Origin of the sequence: Streptomyces goshikiensis (genome assembly GCF_014650555.1) — a bacterium.
GTDB classification, from domain to species: domain Bacteria; phylum Actinomycetota; class Actinomycetes; order Streptomycetales; family Streptomycetaceae; genus Streptomyces; species Streptomyces goshikiensis.
On sequence record NZ_BMVE01000001.1, the window covers coordinates 506,363 to 521,049 of the forward strand.

Annotated in this window: 14 protein-coding genes; 8 read left to right on the plus strand and 6 right to left on the minus strand. The window is 70.5% G+C overall.

Translation table 11 applies throughout. The features are described from left to right. Nucleotides 1–46 precede the first annotated feature (46 nt). Both IE248_RS02270 and IE248_RS02275 read left to right on the plus strand, forming a co-directional pair. Nucleotides 47–1,012 (plus strand): diacylglycerol/lipid kinase family protein, encoded by a 966-nt coding sequence (locus tag IE248_RS02270; RefSeq protein ID WP_037793281.1) that lies wholly within the window; start codon nt 47–49, stop codon nt 1,010–1,012. 319 nt (nt 1,013–1,331) lie between these two features. Next, complete coding sequence (locus tag IE248_RS02275) at nt 1,332–1,589, plus strand: WhiB family transcriptional regulator (RefSeq protein ID WP_004937597.1); 258 nt, start codon at nt 1,332–1,334, stop codon at nt 1,587–1,589. Nucleotides 1,590–1,748: 159 nt separating this feature from the next. On the opposite strand, the gene IE248_RS02280 is transcribed toward IE248_RS02275, so the two are convergent. After that, nucleotides 1,749–3,218, minus strand: coding sequence for a sensor histidine kinase (locus IE248_RS02280; protein WP_100583713.1), 1,470 nt, complete (start codon nt 3,216–3,218; stop codon nt 1,749–1,751). 383 nt (nt 3,219–3,601) lie between these two features. Beyond that, a complete protein-coding gene (locus tag IE248_RS02285) occupies nt 3,602–4,195 on the minus strand; it encodes a TetR/AcrR family transcriptional regulator (protein WP_073798222.1) in 594 nt (197 codons plus the stop codon). Nucleotides 4,196–4,279: 84 nt separating this feature from the next. On the opposite strand from IE248_RS02285, the gene IE248_RS02290 reads away from it, so the two are divergent. Both IE248_RS02290 and nagB read left to right on the plus strand, forming a co-directional pair. Beyond that, on the plus strand, nt 4,280–5,041 hold the full coding sequence (locus tag IE248_RS02290; protein ID WP_190029855.1) for an SDR family oxidoreductase: 762 nt from the start codon (nt 4,280–4,282) through the stop codon (nt 5,039–5,041). Between the two features lie 165 nt (nt 5,042–5,206). Further along, complete coding sequence (gene nagB, locus IE248_RS02295) at nt 5,207–5,992, plus strand: glucosamine-6-phosphate deaminase (RefSeq protein WP_190029856.1); 786 nt, start codon at nt 5,207–5,209, stop codon at nt 5,990–5,992. A 66-nt stretch (nt 5,993–6,058) separates the two neighbouring features. Here nagB and IE248_RS02300 read toward each other — a convergent pair whose 3' ends face one another. The 4 genes from IE248_RS02300 to IE248_RS02315 form a co-directional block, all read right to left on the minus strand. After that, the gene (locus IE248_RS02300) at nt 6,059–7,552 is read right to left on the minus strand and encodes a glycoside hydrolase family 3 protein (RefSeq protein WP_190029857.1); all 1,494 of its coding nucleotides are present in this window, start codon (nt 7,550–7,552) and stop codon (nt 6,059–6,061) included. Nucleotides 7,553–7,559: 7 nt separating this feature from the next. Beyond that, nucleotides 7,560–8,408: a carbohydrate ABC transporter permease gene (locus IE248_RS02305; RefSeq protein ID WP_008741521.1), complete on the minus strand. Its 849-nt coding sequence runs from the start codon at nt 8,406–8,408 to the stop codon at nt 7,560–7,562. Beyond that, nucleotides 8,405–9,406: a carbohydrate ABC transporter permease gene (locus tag IE248_RS02310; protein WP_073798219.1), complete on the minus strand. Its 1,002-nt coding sequence runs from the start codon at nt 9,404–9,406 to the stop codon at nt 8,405–8,407. The genes IE248_RS02305 and IE248_RS02310 overlap by 4 nt, the downstream gene beginning before the upstream one ends. Nucleotides 9,407–9,482: 76 nt before the next feature. Continuing rightward, the gene (locus IE248_RS02315; RefSeq protein WP_008741519.1) at nt 9,483–10,766 is read right to left on the minus strand and encodes an extracellular solute-binding protein; all 1,284 of its coding nucleotides are present in this window, start codon (nt 10,764–10,766) and stop codon (nt 9,483–9,485) included. Between the two features lie 291 nt (nt 10,767–11,057). Between IE248_RS02315 and IE248_RS02320 the strand changes: the two genes are divergently transcribed. The 4 genes from IE248_RS02320 (at nt 11,058) to IE248_RS02335 (ending at nt 14,637) form a co-directional block, all read left to right on the plus strand. Then, a complete protein-coding gene (locus IE248_RS02320) occupies nt 11,058–11,822 on the plus strand; it encodes a GntR family transcriptional regulator (protein WP_008741518.1) in 765 nt (254 codons plus the stop codon). A gap of 109 nt (nt 11,823–11,931) precedes the next feature. Next, nucleotides 11,932–14,169: a carbon starvation CstA family protein gene (locus IE248_RS02325; RefSeq protein WP_008741517.1), complete on the plus strand. Its 2,238-nt coding sequence runs from the start codon at nt 11,932–11,934 to the stop codon at nt 14,167–14,169. Next, nucleotides 14,166–14,363, plus strand: coding sequence for a CstA-like transporter-associated (seleno)protein (locus IE248_RS02330; RefSeq protein WP_008741516.1), 198 nt, complete (start codon nt 14,166–14,168; stop codon nt 14,361–14,363). Before IE248_RS02325 ends, IE248_RS02330 begins: the two co-directional genes overlap by 4 nt. Before the next feature lie 115 nt (nt 14,364–14,478). After that, on the plus strand, nt 14,479–14,637 hold the full coding sequence (locus IE248_RS02335) for a hypothetical protein (RefSeq protein ID WP_190029858.1): 159 nt from the start codon (nt 14,479–14,481) through the stop codon (nt 14,635–14,637). Nucleotides 14,638–14,687: the final 50 nt, after the last annotated feature.

Sequence of the window (14,687 nt, forward strand, 5' to 3'; positions counted from 1 at the left end):
ACGGCCAGTATGGGTCGCCCGTGGACGGGTGGGTAGGCTGGCGCTCATGCGTGCACTTCTCGTGGCCAACCCAGCAGCGACCACCACCAGTGCGCGCACGCGTGACGTCCTGACCCACGCCCTGGCCAGCGAGATGAAGCTGGAGGCGGTCACCACCGAGTACCGCGGCCACGCCCGGGACCTCGGCCGCAAGGCGGCCCTGGAGGGCATGGACCTGGTGGTCGCGCTCGGCGGCGACGGCACCGTCAACGAGGTGGTGAACGGGCTGCTGCACGACGGGCCCGACCCGGAGCGGCTGCCGAGGCTGGCGGTGGTCCCCGGCGGCTCCACCAATGTGTTCGCCCGCGCGCTCGGACTGCCCAACGACGCGGTCGAGGCGACCGGCGCCCTGCTGGACGCGCTGCGGGAGCGGCGCGAGCGGACGGTGGGCCTGGGCCTGGCGGGCGGCACCCCGGGCACGGCGGACGAGTCGGTTCCGGAGCGCTGGTTCACCTTCTGCGCGGGCTTCGGCTTCGACGCGGGTGTGGTGGGGCGGGTCGAGCAGCAGCGGGAGCGCGGCAAGCGTTCGACGCACGCCCTCTATGTACGACAGCTCGTGCGCCAGTTCCTGGAGGAGCCGAACCGGCGGCACGGCACGGTCACGCTGGAGCGGCCCGGCGAGGATCCGGTGCCGGATCTGGTGCTGTCCATAGTCTGCAACACCTCGCCGTGGACATACCTGGGCAATCGTCCGCTGTACGCCTCTCCCGACGCATCGTTCGATACCGCACTTGACGTATTGGCCCTCAACCGTTTGTCAACTCCGGCGGTCGCCCGCTACGCGACACAGCTCCTGACCTCGACTCCTGAGCGCGGTCCGCACGGCAAGCATGCGGTGTCTCTGCACGATCTGACCGACTTCACCTTGCATTCGAAGGTTCCGCTTCCGTTCCAGATGGACGGAGACCACCTCGGTCTGCGCACCAGCGTTCGGTTCACAGGCGTTCGCCGTGCACTGCGTGTGATTGTGTGAGTGGAGGGGCCGAAAGTCCTTTCACTCGAACGTATACACGTCGGTCCACCCCTAGGAAGTAGGGCTGTGACCTAGTAGACACCGACGAATCAAAAAAAACTTTCCGGAAGGGGTTGTATCCCCGTCCGAGGTTTGCGAATCTCTACATGGCGATCGGGACAGCCCGCACAACCCGGCACCCACACAGACCGCCAGAACCCCACCACGAATCACGGACCGCACCAGGAAACTGGGCGTCGGCCCTTCCCTCACGAGGGGATTCGTGAAAGCGTTCACATTCACAAGCAACCTGCCCGCAATACAAGGAGATGGAGCAGCCATGGACTGGCGTCACAACGCCGTTTGCCGCGAGGAAGACCCGGAACTCTTCTTCCCCATCGGCAACACCGGTCCTGCGCTGCTGCAGATCGAGGAAGCCAAGGCCGTCTGCCGCCGTTGCCCCGTCATGGAGCAGTGCCTGCAGTGGGCGCTCGAGTCCGGTCAGGACTCCGGCGTCTGGGGCGGTCTCAGCGAGGACGAGCGCCGCGCCATGAAGCGCCGCGCCGCTCGCAATCGGGCGCGCAACGCCACCGCCTGACATCGACTTTCGAGCCTCGAGCCGCAGCGCGTAGTACCTGACAAGCGCTCAGCAACGTGCTCTTGAGCCCCGGACCGAGAACCTTCGGTCCGGGGCTCAGTGCTGTGCGGGGTCCGGCGGCGACACCGGCCGGTCACCCTGGGTGACCGGCCCCGCGGGTCATTTCTGCGGGCTGGCCGGGATGTCGAGGACGACCTTGGTGCCGCGCGGCTCCACCCGGAGCATGTCGAACGTTCCGCCGAGCTCTCCCTCGACGAGGGTCCGTACGATCTGCAGCCCGAGGTTGCCGGCCCGCTGCGGGTCGAATCCCTCGGGCAGACCGCAGCCGTCGTCGACCACCGTGATCAACAGGCGGGCGTCGGCGCGGCCGGCGCCGGAGCGGGACGCGGTCACCTCGACGGCGCCGCCCTCCCCCTGGGTGAAGGCGTGCTCCAGGGCGTTCTGCAGGATCTCGGTCAGCACCATCGACAGCGGGGTGGCGACCTCCGCGTCCAGGATCCCGAAGCGGCCGGCGCGCCGGCAGACCACCTTGCCCGGGGAGATCTCCGCGACCATCGCGATCACCCGGTCGGCGATCTCGTCGAACTCGACGCGCTCGTCCAGGTTCTGAGAGAGCGTCTCATGCACGATCGCGATCGAACCGACGCGGCGCACGGCCTCGTTGAGCGCCTCGCGCCCTTGAGGAGAATCCATTCTCCGGGCCTGGAGCCGCAACAGTGCGGCCACCGTCTGGAGGTTGTTCTTCACCCGGTGGTGGATCTCCCGGATGGTCGCGTCCTTCGTGATCAATTCACGTTCGCGACGCCGCAGTTCCGTGACGTCGCGGCAGAGCACGAGGGAGCCGATCCGGGTGCCCTTGGGCTTGAGCGGGATCGCCCGCAGCTGGATGACCCCGCCGTTGCCCTCGACCTCGGTCTCCCGGGGCGCCCAGCCGCTGGCGAGCTTGACGAGCGCCTCGTCGACGGGGCCGCGGGAGGGGGCGAGCTCGGTGGTGGTGGTGCCCAGGTGCTGGCCGACCAGATCGGAGGCGAGGCCGAGCCGGTGGTAGGCGGAGAGCGCGTTCGGGGACGCGTAGGTGACCACGCCGTCGGCGTCGAGACGGATCAGGCCGTCGCCGACGCGCGGCGACGCGTCCATGTCGACCTGCTGGCCGGGGAACGGGAACGAGCCCGCCGCGATCATCTGGGCGAGGTCGGAGGCGGACTGGAGGTAGGTCAGCTCCAGCCGGCTCGGTGTACGCACAGTGAGCAGATTGGTGTTCCGGGCGATCACTCCCAGGACCCGGCCCTCGCGGCGGACGGGGATCGACTCGACGCGGACCGGCACCTCCTCGCGCCACTCCGGGTCGCCCTCGCGCACGATCCGGCCCTCGTCGAGCGCGGCGTCGAGGAGCGGACGGCGGCCGCGCGGCACGAGGTGCCCGACCATGTCGTCCTGGTACGAGGTCGGACCGGTGTTCGGGCGCATCTGCGCGACCGACACGTACCGGGTGCCGTCGAGGGTCGGAACCCACAGCACGAGGTCGGCGAAGGAGAGGTCGGAGAGCAGCTGCCACTCCGAGACCAGCAGGTGGAGCCACTCCAGGTCGGTTTCACTGAGAGCGGTGTGCTGGCGTACGAGGTCGTTCATGGAGGGCACCCGGCGAGCGTACCCCGGGTACGGGCCATGACTTTCCCCACGGCGCATACTCAGGAGTATCCAGGATGGCCGGAACCCGCGTACTGTTGGAGAAAGTGACGGCAACGAAGGCCTTGTCATTGGATGGACAGAAGAGATTGGTCTAGTCCACAATTGCTCTAAGCTTCCGCCCTCCCCGCACAGGAGGACGGATCGAGGTAAGCCGCGCGCTCTGCCCTGACCGCGCAGGCACCTCCCAACCGGCCGCCGGGAACCGCACACCCTGTGGCCGTTAGTACTCCGGGCTACGGTGCCGGGCGGGCTGAGGGTCCCGCCCCGGCACCGTGGCCCAGAGGAACGTGCGGCCCCACTCCCCCGCACTCGCGCCGGTTCCGCTACGCGGGCCAGGCCAGCAGTGCGAGCTCCGCCACCGCCTCCAGCTCCGCCCGGGTCGCCCCGTCGCGCGACTGCTGCGACATCCCCTGGAGCACGGCCCCCGCATAGCGGGCCAGCGCCCGCGCGTCGGTGTCGGCGGGCAGCGCGCCGGCCGCCACGTCGGCCCGGATCCGGCTCTCGAACATCGCCAGGCTGTCGTCCCGCCGCCGGCGCAGGGCGTCCGCGACCTCCGCCGAGGTGGTGTTGGTGCCCGCGCTGATCACCAGGCAGCCCGGCGGATGGGCCGGGTCGGTGTAGATCTCGGCGGCCTCGCGCAGGATCCGGCCCACGGCCGCGCGGGCGGTGGGCTCCTCGGCGAGCGCCACGGCCGCGAAGTCCGCGTACCGGCTGCCGTACACGACGACGACCTCGTCGAAGAGCTTGCGCTTGTCGCCGAAGGCGGCGTACAGGCTGGGGGCGCCGATCCCGAGTTCCCTGGTCAGATCGGAGATCGAGGTCGCCTCGTAGCCGCGCTCCCAGAAGGCGTGCATGGCCGTGTCGAGGGCGGCGTCGCGGTCGAAGGAGCGGGGCCTGCCGCGCTGTCCGGTCACCATGCGCCGATTCTATAGCGGGCGTTATGGAATCTGGTACGGTCCCTTTCTGTAGCGACCACTAGACATTGCGGAGGGGGGCGCGTCATGGGCGTGCTCAAGGGCAGGACGGCGCTGGTCACGGGCGGCAGCCGGGGCATCGGGCGGGCGATCGCGGAGCGGCTGGCGCGGGACGGGGCGCGGGTGGCCGTCCACTACGGGCGCGACGCGGCGGCCGCGGAGACGGTCGTCGCGGGCATCCGGGCCGAGGGGGGCGAGGCGTTCGCGGTACGGGCGGAGCTGGGGGTGCCGGGGGACGCGGAGGCGCTGTGGGCGGCGTACGCGGCCGATCCGCTGGCCACGGAGGGGGTGGACATCCTGGTCAACAACGCGGGCGCGCCGCACTTCGGGGGGATCGCGGACACGGACGAGGCGGCGTACGACCGGGTCCACGCGCTGAACGCCAAGGCCCCGTTCTTCGTGATCCGGCACGGGCTGGCGCGGCTGCGGGACGGGGGCCGGATCGTGAACGTGACCGGCACCCCGGACATCGCCCTGCCGGCGATCCTGGCCACGATCGCGGCGAAGGGCGCGGTGAACGCGCTGACGGTCTCACTGGCGGCGGAGCTCGCGCCGCGGGGGATCACGGTGAACTCCGTGGGCCCCGGCATCACGGACACCGATCTGAACGCGGGCTGGCTGGCCGACCCCGGGGCCCGGGCGCACGCCGCGTCCCGCTCGGTGTTCGGCCGGATCGGCGGCCCGGAGGAGGTCGCGGACGTCGTGGCCTTCCTGGCCTCCCCGGACTCCCGCTGGATCACGGGCCAGCACCTGCGCGCCACGGGCGGCCTCCAGCTGGCCCTCCTGTGAACCCCTCGCCGCCGCGCGGCAGGTCGCGCGGCGGCGGGGCCCCACGGGCGGGCGACGGGGGGCCGACGGGATCACCATGGAAGGGGGCCGCGTTCGGCCGGAAGGGGGGCGGCTCTGGTAGATTGGTCTATACCACACCGTCCTCTCCAGATCGGCAGGCCCCGCGTGGAAGTTGTCATCGTCCCGGACGCCAAGGCAGGCGGCGAGCTCATCGCGGAGGCCATGGCCGCCCTGGTCCGCCGCAAGCCCGACGCCCTGCTCGGCGTGGCGACCGGCTCTACCCCGCTGCCCGTCTACGAGGCCCTCGCCGCCAAGGTCAAGGCCGGTGCGGTCGACGTATCCAAGGCCCGCGTCTGCCAGCTCGACGAGTACGTCGGCCTGCCGCCCGGGCACCCCGAGTCCTACCGCTCCGTCGTCCTGCGCCAGGTCGTCGAGCCCCTCGGGCTGACCGAGGCCTCGTTCATGGGCCCCGACGGCTCCGCCGCCGACATCCAGGCGGCCTGCGAGGCGTACGACCGGGCGCTCGCCGCCGCCGGCGGCGTGGACCTCCAGCTCCTCGGCATCGGCACCGACGGGCACATCGGCTTCAACGAGCCCTGTTCCTCCCTCGCCTCGCGCACCCGCATCAAGACGCTGACCGAGCGGACCCGCGTCGACAACGCCCGTTTCTTCGACGAGGACATGGACCAGGTCCCGCACCACGTCATCACCCAGGGCATCGGCACCATCCTCGACGCCCGCCACCTGGTCCTCCTCGCCACCAGCGAGGGCAAGGCCGAGGCCGTCGCGCAGACCGTCGAGGGCCCGCTGTCCGCGCTGGTCCCGGCCTCCGCGCTCCAGCTGCACCGGCACGCGACCGTCGTCGTGGACGAGGCGGCCGCCTCCAAGCTGAAGCTGGCCGGCTACTTCCGCCACACCTACGCCAACAAGCCTTCCTGGCAGGGCATCTAGGCAGTGCGCGGGTACGCAGGAAGGGCCGGGCTCCTCACGGGGAGCCCGGCCCTTCCTGCGTACCGGCTACGCCCCGGCGACCCCGGCGATGACCTCCGCCGCCGCGCGGCCGCACACCCGCGACGCCCCGTGCGTCGCGATGTACAGCGCCCCCCTCGGCTCGGCCCGCGGCAGGCCCATCTCCACGACGACCGTGTCCGGCCGGGCCTCGACCAGCGCGTCCACCGCCTTCGTCATCCACGGGTGCCGGTGCGCGTCGCGGACCACCGCGACGACCCTGCGGTTGCCCGCGGCGGCCAGGACGTCCCCGGCGGTGGCGCCCTCCGGATAGACCCCGGAGCCGGTCCCCGGCAGCAGCGCGGCCAGCTCGGCGGCGACCCCCCACGGGGTCTCGTCGCCGACCGCGATGTTCGCGACGGGTGCCAGCGTGGCCACGTACGGGGCCGTCGCGAGCGGCGCCGCCGTGCCCGACACGGTCACCGCGCGGCGGGCGGCCTCCAGGCCGATGCCGGGCGCGCCGCTCCCCTCCGGCCGCGCGCCCGGCCCGCCCCGCCGCGTCCACTCGGCCAGGACGCGTACCCGCGCCGCGGCCTCGGCGAGCCGCTCCTCGGGCAGCGACCCCTCGCGCACGGCCGCGACCAGGGCGTCGCGCAGCCGCAGGACGGTGGCCTCGTCGGCGAGCCCGCCGCCGACGCAGATGGCGTCGGCGCCGGCCGCGATGGCCAGCACCGAGCCGCGCTCGATGCCGTACGTCCCGGCGATGGCGTTCATCTCCATGCCGTCGGTGACGATCAGGCCCTCGTAGCCGAGCTCCTCGCGCAGCAGACCGGTCAGGATCCGCGGGCTGAGGGTGGCGGGCCGGGTCGGGTCGAGGGCGGGCACCAGGATGTGCGCGCTCATGACGGCCTTGGTGCCCGCCTCGATGGCCGCGCGGAACGGGACGAGTTCGCGCGCCGCCAGGGTGTCGAGGTCCACGTCGATGCGGGGCAGCGCGTGGTGCGAGTCGACGCTGGTGTCGCCGTGGCCCGGGAAGTGCTTGGTGCAGGCGGCGACTCCGGAGGCCTGGAGGCCCTCCACGTACGCGGCCGTGTGCCGGGCGGCGAGGCGGGTGTCGGCGCCGAAGGACCGTACGCCGATGACCGGGTTGTCCGGGTTGGAGTTGACGTCCGCGGAGGGGGCCCAGTTGAGGTTGACCCCGCACGCGGCGAGGCGGCGGCCCAGCTCGCGGGCGACCTCCCGGGTCAGGCCGGTGTCGTCGACGGCGCCGAGGGCCAGGTTGCCGGGGAAGGACGAGCCGCCCCGCACCTCCAGGCGCGTGACGTCGCCGCCCTCCTCGTCGATGGCGACGAGCACCTCCTCCCGCTCGGCCCGCAGCTGCGCGGTGAGCGAGGCGAGCTGCTCGGGCGAGGCGATGTTGCGGCCGAACAGGCCGACGGCGGTGAGGCCTTCGCCGACCTGGCGGAGCAGCCAGGCGGGGGCGGTGGTGCCCTCGAAGCCGGGCTGGAGCACCGCGAGGGCGTCGCGGGTCAGGGTGTCTGCGCGGTGCGCGAGGACGGTCATGACGGCGTCATCCCTTCACGGCGCCGGCGGTGAGGCCCGCGGCCATCTTGCGCTGGACGATGAGGAAGAGGACGACGATCGGGATCGCCATCATCGTGGAGCCGGCCATCATCGGCGCGAACTCGGTGCCGTTCTTGGTGGTGAAGTTGCCGAGCCACACGGTGGCGGTCTGGTTCTGCTGGCTCATCAGCATCAGGGCGTAGAGGTACTCGTTCCACGCCTGGATGAACCCGTAGACGGAGGTGGCCACCATGCCGGGGGCGAGGAGCGGGAAGACCACGCGCAGGAACGCACCGGTCGGGGTGCAGCCGTCGACCTGGGCGGCCTCCTCCAGCTCCTTGGGGATGTTCACGATGAAGCCGCGCAGGGTCCACACCGTGAAGGGCAGGATGAAGGTCAGGTACGTGATGATCAGGCCGGTGAGCTTGTCGTACTGGCCGAGGTCGTTCAGCAGCAGGAAGACCGGGATGATCATCGCGACGAGCGGGACCATCTGGACGGCGAGGATGCCGACGATGACGATCTTGCGGCCGCGGAAGGCGAAGCGGGAGATGGCCAGGGCGGCCAGCAGGCCGACGGCGATGCCGATGACGACCACGACGAGGGAGACGATCAGGCTCCGGCCGACGGGACCCCAGAAGTCGGATATCTCCAGCGCGCGCCGGAAGTTGTCCAGCGTGAAGGTGCGCGGGAAGAACTGCGGGCTGGGGTCGATCGCGTCCTTGGCGGGCTTGAAGGCCGTGTTGAGCATCCAGTAGACCGGGAAGCCCACGACGGCGAAGACCAGCAGGCCGATGACGTTCCAGCCGAGCCTGGACGTGCCGCCCTTGCGGGTGGACGGGGTGGTGAGGGTCATTCCACCTCTCCGATCTTGAGCATCTGGCGCATGTAGACGGCGACCACCCCGAGCAGCAGCAGGACGGTCACGAGGGCGATCGCGGAGCCGCCCGAGTAGTCGTTGACCACGAAGGCCTGCTGGTACGAGTAGGTGGTCAGCAGCTCGAACTCGGCCTCGGGGTTGCCGTTGCGCATCACGAACACCTGCGGGAAGACGCCCATGTCCCAGATGACCGAGAGGGTCGTCAGCATGACGATGATCGGCTTCAGGATCGGGAGGGTGACGTGCCGGAACACCCCGATGGCGCCCGCCCCGTCGAGCCGGGCGGCCTCCTCCAGCTCCTTGGGCACCTGCGTGAGGCCCGCGCTGAGGGTGATGACGACGAAGGGCACCGCGCCCCAGACCACCAGCAGCATGATCACCATCAGGCCCTGGGGGCCGCTGGCGAACCAGTTGTGGCCGATCATGTCGACGCCCGGCAGCCGGCTCATCAGGTAGTTGAGGACGCCGTAGTCGGCGTCGAAGAGCCATTTGAAGACGGCGGTGGCGACGATGATCGGCATGCCCCAGCTGGCCACCAGGGCGATGCTGATGAGCGCCTTGACCACGCCGGAGACCTTCTGCAGCAGCAGGGCGATCAGCATCCCGATGACCATGGTCAGGACGACCGCGCCGACCGTGAAGACGACGGTGCGCAGGACGACGGACCAGAACACGCCGTCGCCGAGGATCTTGGCGAAGTTGTCGAAGCCGACGAACTCCGCCTCCTTGAAGCCCCACAGCTCGGACTTGCCGAAGCTCTGGAAGGAGAGGGACACCAGTCTGTAGAGCGGGTAGCCCATGACGAGGACGATGACCAGCAGGCACGGGGCGAGCAGCAGCCAGGGGGTCGCGACGGCCCCCTTGCGGGCCGGCTTCCCGGCTGCGCCCGTGCTGCCCGTCCCGGCTCCGGGCCCGGTGGACGTCTTCTGCTTCGCCGGCGGCAGGTCGGCGGCGGTTGTCTGTGCGGCACTCATCGCGCGCTCCTCGCAGGTCCCTCTCTTGACGGGCGGCAGGGCCCCGCCGCCCTGGCGGGGCCCTGCCGGCTACAGGTCACTTGGTGTTGATGACCTTGTCGATCTCCGCGTCGGCGGCCTTGGCCGCGTCCTCGACGGACTTCTTGCCGGTGCCGATCTCCTGGAGCATGGTCTGGAGGACCTTGCCCTTCTCGATCTGGCCCCAGCCCGGGGCGGTCGGGACGAACCAGGAGGACTCGGCCGCGGTGGCGCCGACCTGGGTCTTCGGGTCGGCCTTCAGCGGGCCGAGGTCCGTCTTGTTGTTGGGCAGGTTGCCCTTGGCGATGAGGCCCTTCTGGCCCTGGGCGCCGGTGAAGGCGCCGATCCACTCGGCCGCGATGTCCTTGGCCTTGGACTTGGCCGGGATCGCCAGGTCCGAACCGCCGAGGAAGACGGGGAGGTTCTTGCCGTTCGGGCCGGGCTGGACGAAGTTCTCCAGCTTGTCCTTCAGCCCGCCGACCTTGTCGTTCTTCGGGTCGGCCGCGGTGGCGCCCTCCCACGCGGCGGCGAAGATGGCGGCGGCGTTGCCCTGGCCGAAGACGACCGGGCGGTCGGACTCGTCCTTGGTCTTGTCCGCGTGCATGTACTTGTCGATGAGCTCCTTGTACTGCTGGAGCCCCTTCAGCGACTCGGCGGAGGACAGGGTGCCCTTCCACTTGTCGCCGTCCTTCTTCGCGATGGCGCCGCCGGCGTCGTAGACGTAGGACATCGCGGCGTACCAGTCCGGCGAGGGCTGGTAGAGGGCGCTGAACTTGTCGCCCTTGGCGGCCTGGATCTTGTCCAGGGCGGCGGTGTACTCGGCCCAGGTCTTCGGCGCGGCGGTGACGCCCGCCTCGGCGGCGATGTCCTTGCGCCAGGTGCCCACGCGGCCACCGGCGTAGTAGGGGACGCCGTAGGTCTTGCCGTCGTAGGTCACGGACTCCTTGAGGGCGTCCAGCCAGGCGGCCGAGTTCTCGAACTTCGACGCGTCGACCTCGGAGAAGGCGCCGGTCGACATGTAGCCGATCATCTCGGAGTTGCCCATCTCGACGACGTCGGGGGCCTTGTCCGTGGCGAGGACGGCGTCCAGCTTGGCGTTCTTGTCCGGCCAGCCGTAGTACTCGTGCTTGACCGTGAGACCGGGGTGCTTGGCGACAATCGCGTCGTCGGCCGCCTTCACCAGCTCCGGCCAGTTGTTCTGGGCGTCGACCGTCAGCCAGACGGTCAGCTCCTTGGCACCGGAGGCCTTGCCGTCGCCCCCCTTGCTGTCGGAATCACCGCACGCCGCGAGGCCGATCACCATGCCCGCGACTCCAACCGCCGCGATGAGCTTGCGCTTCACGCCACCCTCCTCAGGGATGCCTGCCTGCACTTCCCTTGCCCGCCGCGGCGACATACGCGAAGTACTGCACGTGGGGCCGGGATCTGATCCATATTGGTGTAGACCAGTAACCGGAGCTTGGCCTAGACCTATAGGGGTGTCAAGGGTCTAATGAGCGGGTGATCGGTCCGTTACCGGACCGACACCTGGGGGAGGGAGGAGGCCTGTCCTCCCACCCGTGTCACGATGTGACCGCACATATCGGAGGAGCCGGTGACGGCAGCGAAACTGGAGTCGGGAAGGCGGGCGGCGATGGCCACCGAAGGGGCGAACACGGAGCCGGAGGGCGGGGCGGCGACCCGCACGGCGCGCGTGCCCAAGTACTACCGACTCAAGCGGCACTTGCTCGACATGACCGAGACGCTGCCCCCCGGCACGCCGGTACCGCCGGAGCGCACGCTCGCGGCCGAGTTCGACACCTCCCGGACCACGGTCCGGCAGGCGCTGCAGGAGCTCGTCGTCGAGGGCCGGCTGGAGCGCATCCAGGGCAAGGGCACCTTCGTCGCCAAGCCCAAGGTCTCCCAGCCCCTCCAACTCTCCTCGTACACCGAGGACATGCGCGCCCAGGGCCTGGAACCCACCTCCCAGCTCCTGGACATCGGCTACGTGACGGCCGACGACACCCTCGCCGGACTGCTGAAGATCGCCACCGGCGGGCGGGTGCTGCGCATCGAGCGGCTGCGCCTGGCCAGCGGCGAGCCGATGGCCATCGAGACCACCCACCTGTCGGCCAAGCGCTTCCCCGCGCTGCGCCGCTCGCTGGCCAAGTACACCTCCCTCTACACGGCGTTGGCCGAGGTGTACGACGTACGGCTCGCTGAGGCCGAGGAGACCATCGAGACCTCCCTGGCGACCCCGCGCGAGGCCGGGCTGCTCGGCACCGACGTCGGGCTGCCCATGCTGATGCTCTCCCGGCACTCGCTGGACGCCGACGGCGAGCCCGTCGAGTGGGTCAGATCGGTGTACCGGGGCGATCGTTACAAGTTCGTCGCCCGACTCCAGCGCCCCGCCGTCTGATCCGTAGTTGACTCTCGTACCGCTATGCGGACGGGGGCTTACGTTCACCGGGCAGGCCCCCGTAGATTCCCTGCGCTTACGCAGATGATCGACGAGGGGACGAGGGATCATGCCGGAACCGGAAGCAACTGGTACAGAACGGAACACGGCGAGTCCGGACACCATTCCGGACTCGCCTCCCCCCACAGGCGGCCTTTCGCCCAAGTCGGTCGCCGCCTGGGTGCTCGTCGCCCTCATCGGCGCCATCGGCTGGGGCGTCCTGGCCCTCTCCCGCGGCGAGGAGATCTCGGCCGCGTGGCTGCTGGCCGCCGCCCTTGGCTCGTACGCCATCGGCTACCGCTTCTACGCGCGGTTCATCTCGGACCGCGTACTGAAGGTGGACAAGACCCGTGCCACCCCCGCCGAACGCCTTGACAACGGTGTCGACTTCCACCCCACCGACCGCCGGGTGCTCTTCGGCCACCACTTCGCCGCCGTCGCCGGGGCCGGCCCGCTGGTGGGTCCCGTACTGGCCGCGCAGATGGGCTACCTGCCGGGCACCATCTGGATCGTCGCGGGCGTCATCTTCGCCGGCGCCGTCCAGGACATGGTCACCCTCTTCTTCTCCACCCGCCGCGACGGGCGTTCGCTCGGGCAGATGGCCCGGGACGAGATCGGCCCCGTGGGCGGAGCCGCCGCCCTGATCGCCGTGTTCGCCATCATGGTCATCCTGCTGGCGGTGCTGGCGCTCGTCATCGTCAACGCGCTGGCGCACTCCCCCTGGGGCGTCTTCTCCATCGGCATGACCATCCCGATCGCCCTCTTCATGGGCGTCTACCTGCGCGTCCTGCGACCGGGCCGGGTCACCGAGGTCTCCGTCATCGGCGTCGCGCTGCTGCTGCTCGCCATCGTCGCGGGCGGCTGGGTCGCGGAGTCCTCGTTCGCCTCCACCTTCACCCTGGAGAAGGAGACGCTGGTCGTCTGGATGATCGTGTACGGGTTCATCGCGTCGGTGCTGCCGGTGTGGATGCTGCTCGCGCCCCGCGACTACCTCTCCACCTTCATGAAGGTCGGCACCATCGCGCTGATGGCGGTGGGCGTGGTGCTGGCGATGCCGACGCTGAAGATGCCCGCGGTCACCGACTTCGCGGCGCGCGGCGACGGCCCGGTCTTCGCCGGTTCGATGTTCCCGTTCGTGTTCATCACCATCGCCTGCGGCGCCCTGTCCGGGTTCCACTCCCTGGTCTCCTCGGGCACCACCCCGAAGATGATCCAGAAGGAGACCCAGGTCCGGGTCATCGGCTACGGCGCGATGCTGACCGAGTCCTTCGTCGCCGTCATGGCGATCATCGCGGCCTGCATCATCGAGCCCGGCCTGTTCTTCGCGGTGAACTCCCCCGCCGGCGTCATCGGCACCAGCGTGGAGACCGCCTCCCAGGCCGTCACCCACTTCGGGTTCGCCATCTCGCCCGAGGCGCTCGCGCAGGCCGCGAAGGACGTCGAGGAGACCAGCCTCCTCTCCCGTACCGGTGGCGCGCCGACCTTCGCACTCGGGATGTCGCAGATCTTCTCCTCCGTCATCGGCGGGGCCGGCATGAAGGCCTTCTGGTACCACTTCGCCATCATGTTCGAGGCCCTGTTCATCCTGACGACCGTCGACGCGGGCACCCGCGTGGGCCGGTTCATGCTCCAGGACACCCTCGGCAACGTGCACAAGTCCTTCAAGGACATCAGCTGGAAGCCCGGCGTGTGGCTGGCCAGCGCCGTCGTCGTCGGCGGCTGGGGCTACTTCCTGTGGGTCGGCGTCAAGGACCCGCTGGGCGGCATCAACCAGCTGTTCCCGCTGTTCGGCATCGCGAACCAGCTGCTCGCCGCGGTGGCCCTGGCCGTCTGTACGACGCTGCTGATCAAGTCCGGCCGGCTCAGGTGGGCCTGGGTGACGGGGGTCCCGCTGGCCTGGGACGTGGCGGTCACGCTCACCGCGAGCTACCAGAAGATCTTCTCGGACGACGTGAAGGTCGGCTTCTTCGCGCAGCGCGACAAGTACCAGACCGGGATCGACGCCGGGAAGGTGCTGCCGCCCGCCAAGAACATGGACGAGATGCACACCGTGGTCACCAACGCCACGGTGGACGGCGCCCTGTCGGCGCTGTTCGCGCTGCTCATCGTCATCGTGCTGCTGGACGCGGCGCGGACCTGCTTCAAGGCCATCAGCGACCCTTCGAGCGTCCGGCTCTCCGAGGTCCCCTGGACCGAGTCGAAGATCGTCGCCCCCGCCGGGCTGATCCCGACGGCCGAGGAGCGGGCCGAGCTCGCCGCGGCCGGCCTGGACTCGGGCGGCGGCCGCACGAAGGAGCCCGTGGCGTGAGCGGGGTCCGCGCGGCGCTGGCGAGGGCGCGGTACTTCGTCCGGGAGTTCTCGGGCGAGGCGGCCTACGACCGGTACGTCGCGCACGCCCGCGCGCACGACCCCGCGGCCGAGGTCCTGACCCGCCGCGCCTTCGAGCGGGCCCGCACGGACTCCCGCGAGGCGGACCCCCGCGAGGGCTTCCGCTGCTGCTGAACCGGTTCCGCGAAGGGCCCCGCCGGATGCGGCGGGGCCCTTCCCCGTTCCTCAGCGCACCCAGTCCTTGAGCACCTCGGTCTGGAGGGTGATCCCGACGGGGTCGGGGAGCGCGATGTCCGAGCCGTACGGAACGATGTGGATGCTCTCGTACCGGCGGCCGTCGCTCGCCGGCCGCTATGCGCGCGACGGCTTCGAAATCCTCGGTCCGCATGTGGGGGCGCTGATCGGTCATCACGGTCATGCCTTGCTCGACGGTCTGATCCGACGATAGCGCCGGGCACCGACAGCGGTCCCGGAGTCGTTCCCGCGAGATGCCGGCCG

What these genes read in the sequence shown, in the direction of transcription:
- IE248_RS02290 (WP_190029855.1), top strand. Translation starts at nt 4,280, where the DNA reads ATGGGCGTGCTCAAGGGCAGGACGGCGCTGGTCACGGGCGGCAGCCGG.
- IE248_RS02335 (WP_190029858.1), top strand. Translation starts at nt 14,479, where the DNA reads ATGTCCGAGCCGTACGGAACGATGTGGATGCTCTCGTACCGGCGGCCG.
- IE248_RS02285 (WP_073798222.1), bottom strand. Translation starts at nt 4,195, where the DNA reads ATGGTGACCGGACAGCGCGGCAGGCCCCGCTCCTTCGACCGCGACGCC.
- IE248_RS02270 (WP_037793281.1), top strand. Translation starts at nt 47, where the DNA reads ATGCGTGCACTTCTCGTGGCCAACCCAGCAGCGACCACCACCAGTGCG.
- IE248_RS02300 (WP_190029857.1), bottom strand. Translation starts at nt 7,552, where the DNA reads ATGACCGTCCTCGCGCACCGCGCAGACACCCTGACCCGCGACGCCCTC.
- IE248_RS02275 (WP_004937597.1), top strand. Translation starts at nt 1,332, where the DNA reads ATGGACTGGCGTCACAACGCCGTTTGCCGCGAGGAAGACCCGGAACTC.
- IE248_RS02325 (WP_008741517.1), top strand. Translation starts at nt 11,932, where the DNA reads ATGCCGGAACCGGAAGCAACTGGTACAGAACGGAACACGGCGAGTCCG.
- IE248_RS02310 (WP_073798219.1), bottom strand. Translation starts at nt 9,406, where the DNA reads ATGAGTGCCGCACAGACAACCGCCGCCGACCTGCCGCCGGCGAAGCAG.
- IE248_RS02280 (WP_100583713.1), bottom strand. Translation starts at nt 3,218, where the DNA reads ATGAACGACCTCGTACGCCAGCACACCGCTCTCAGTGAAACCGACCTG.
- IE248_RS02305 (WP_008741521.1), bottom strand. Translation starts at nt 8,408, where the DNA reads ATGACCCTCACCACCCCGTCCACCCGCAAGGGCGGCACGTCCAGGCTC.
- IE248_RS02320 (WP_008741518.1), top strand. Translation starts at nt 11,058, where the DNA reads ATGGCCACCGAAGGGGCGAACACGGAGCCGGAGGGCGGGGCGGCGACC.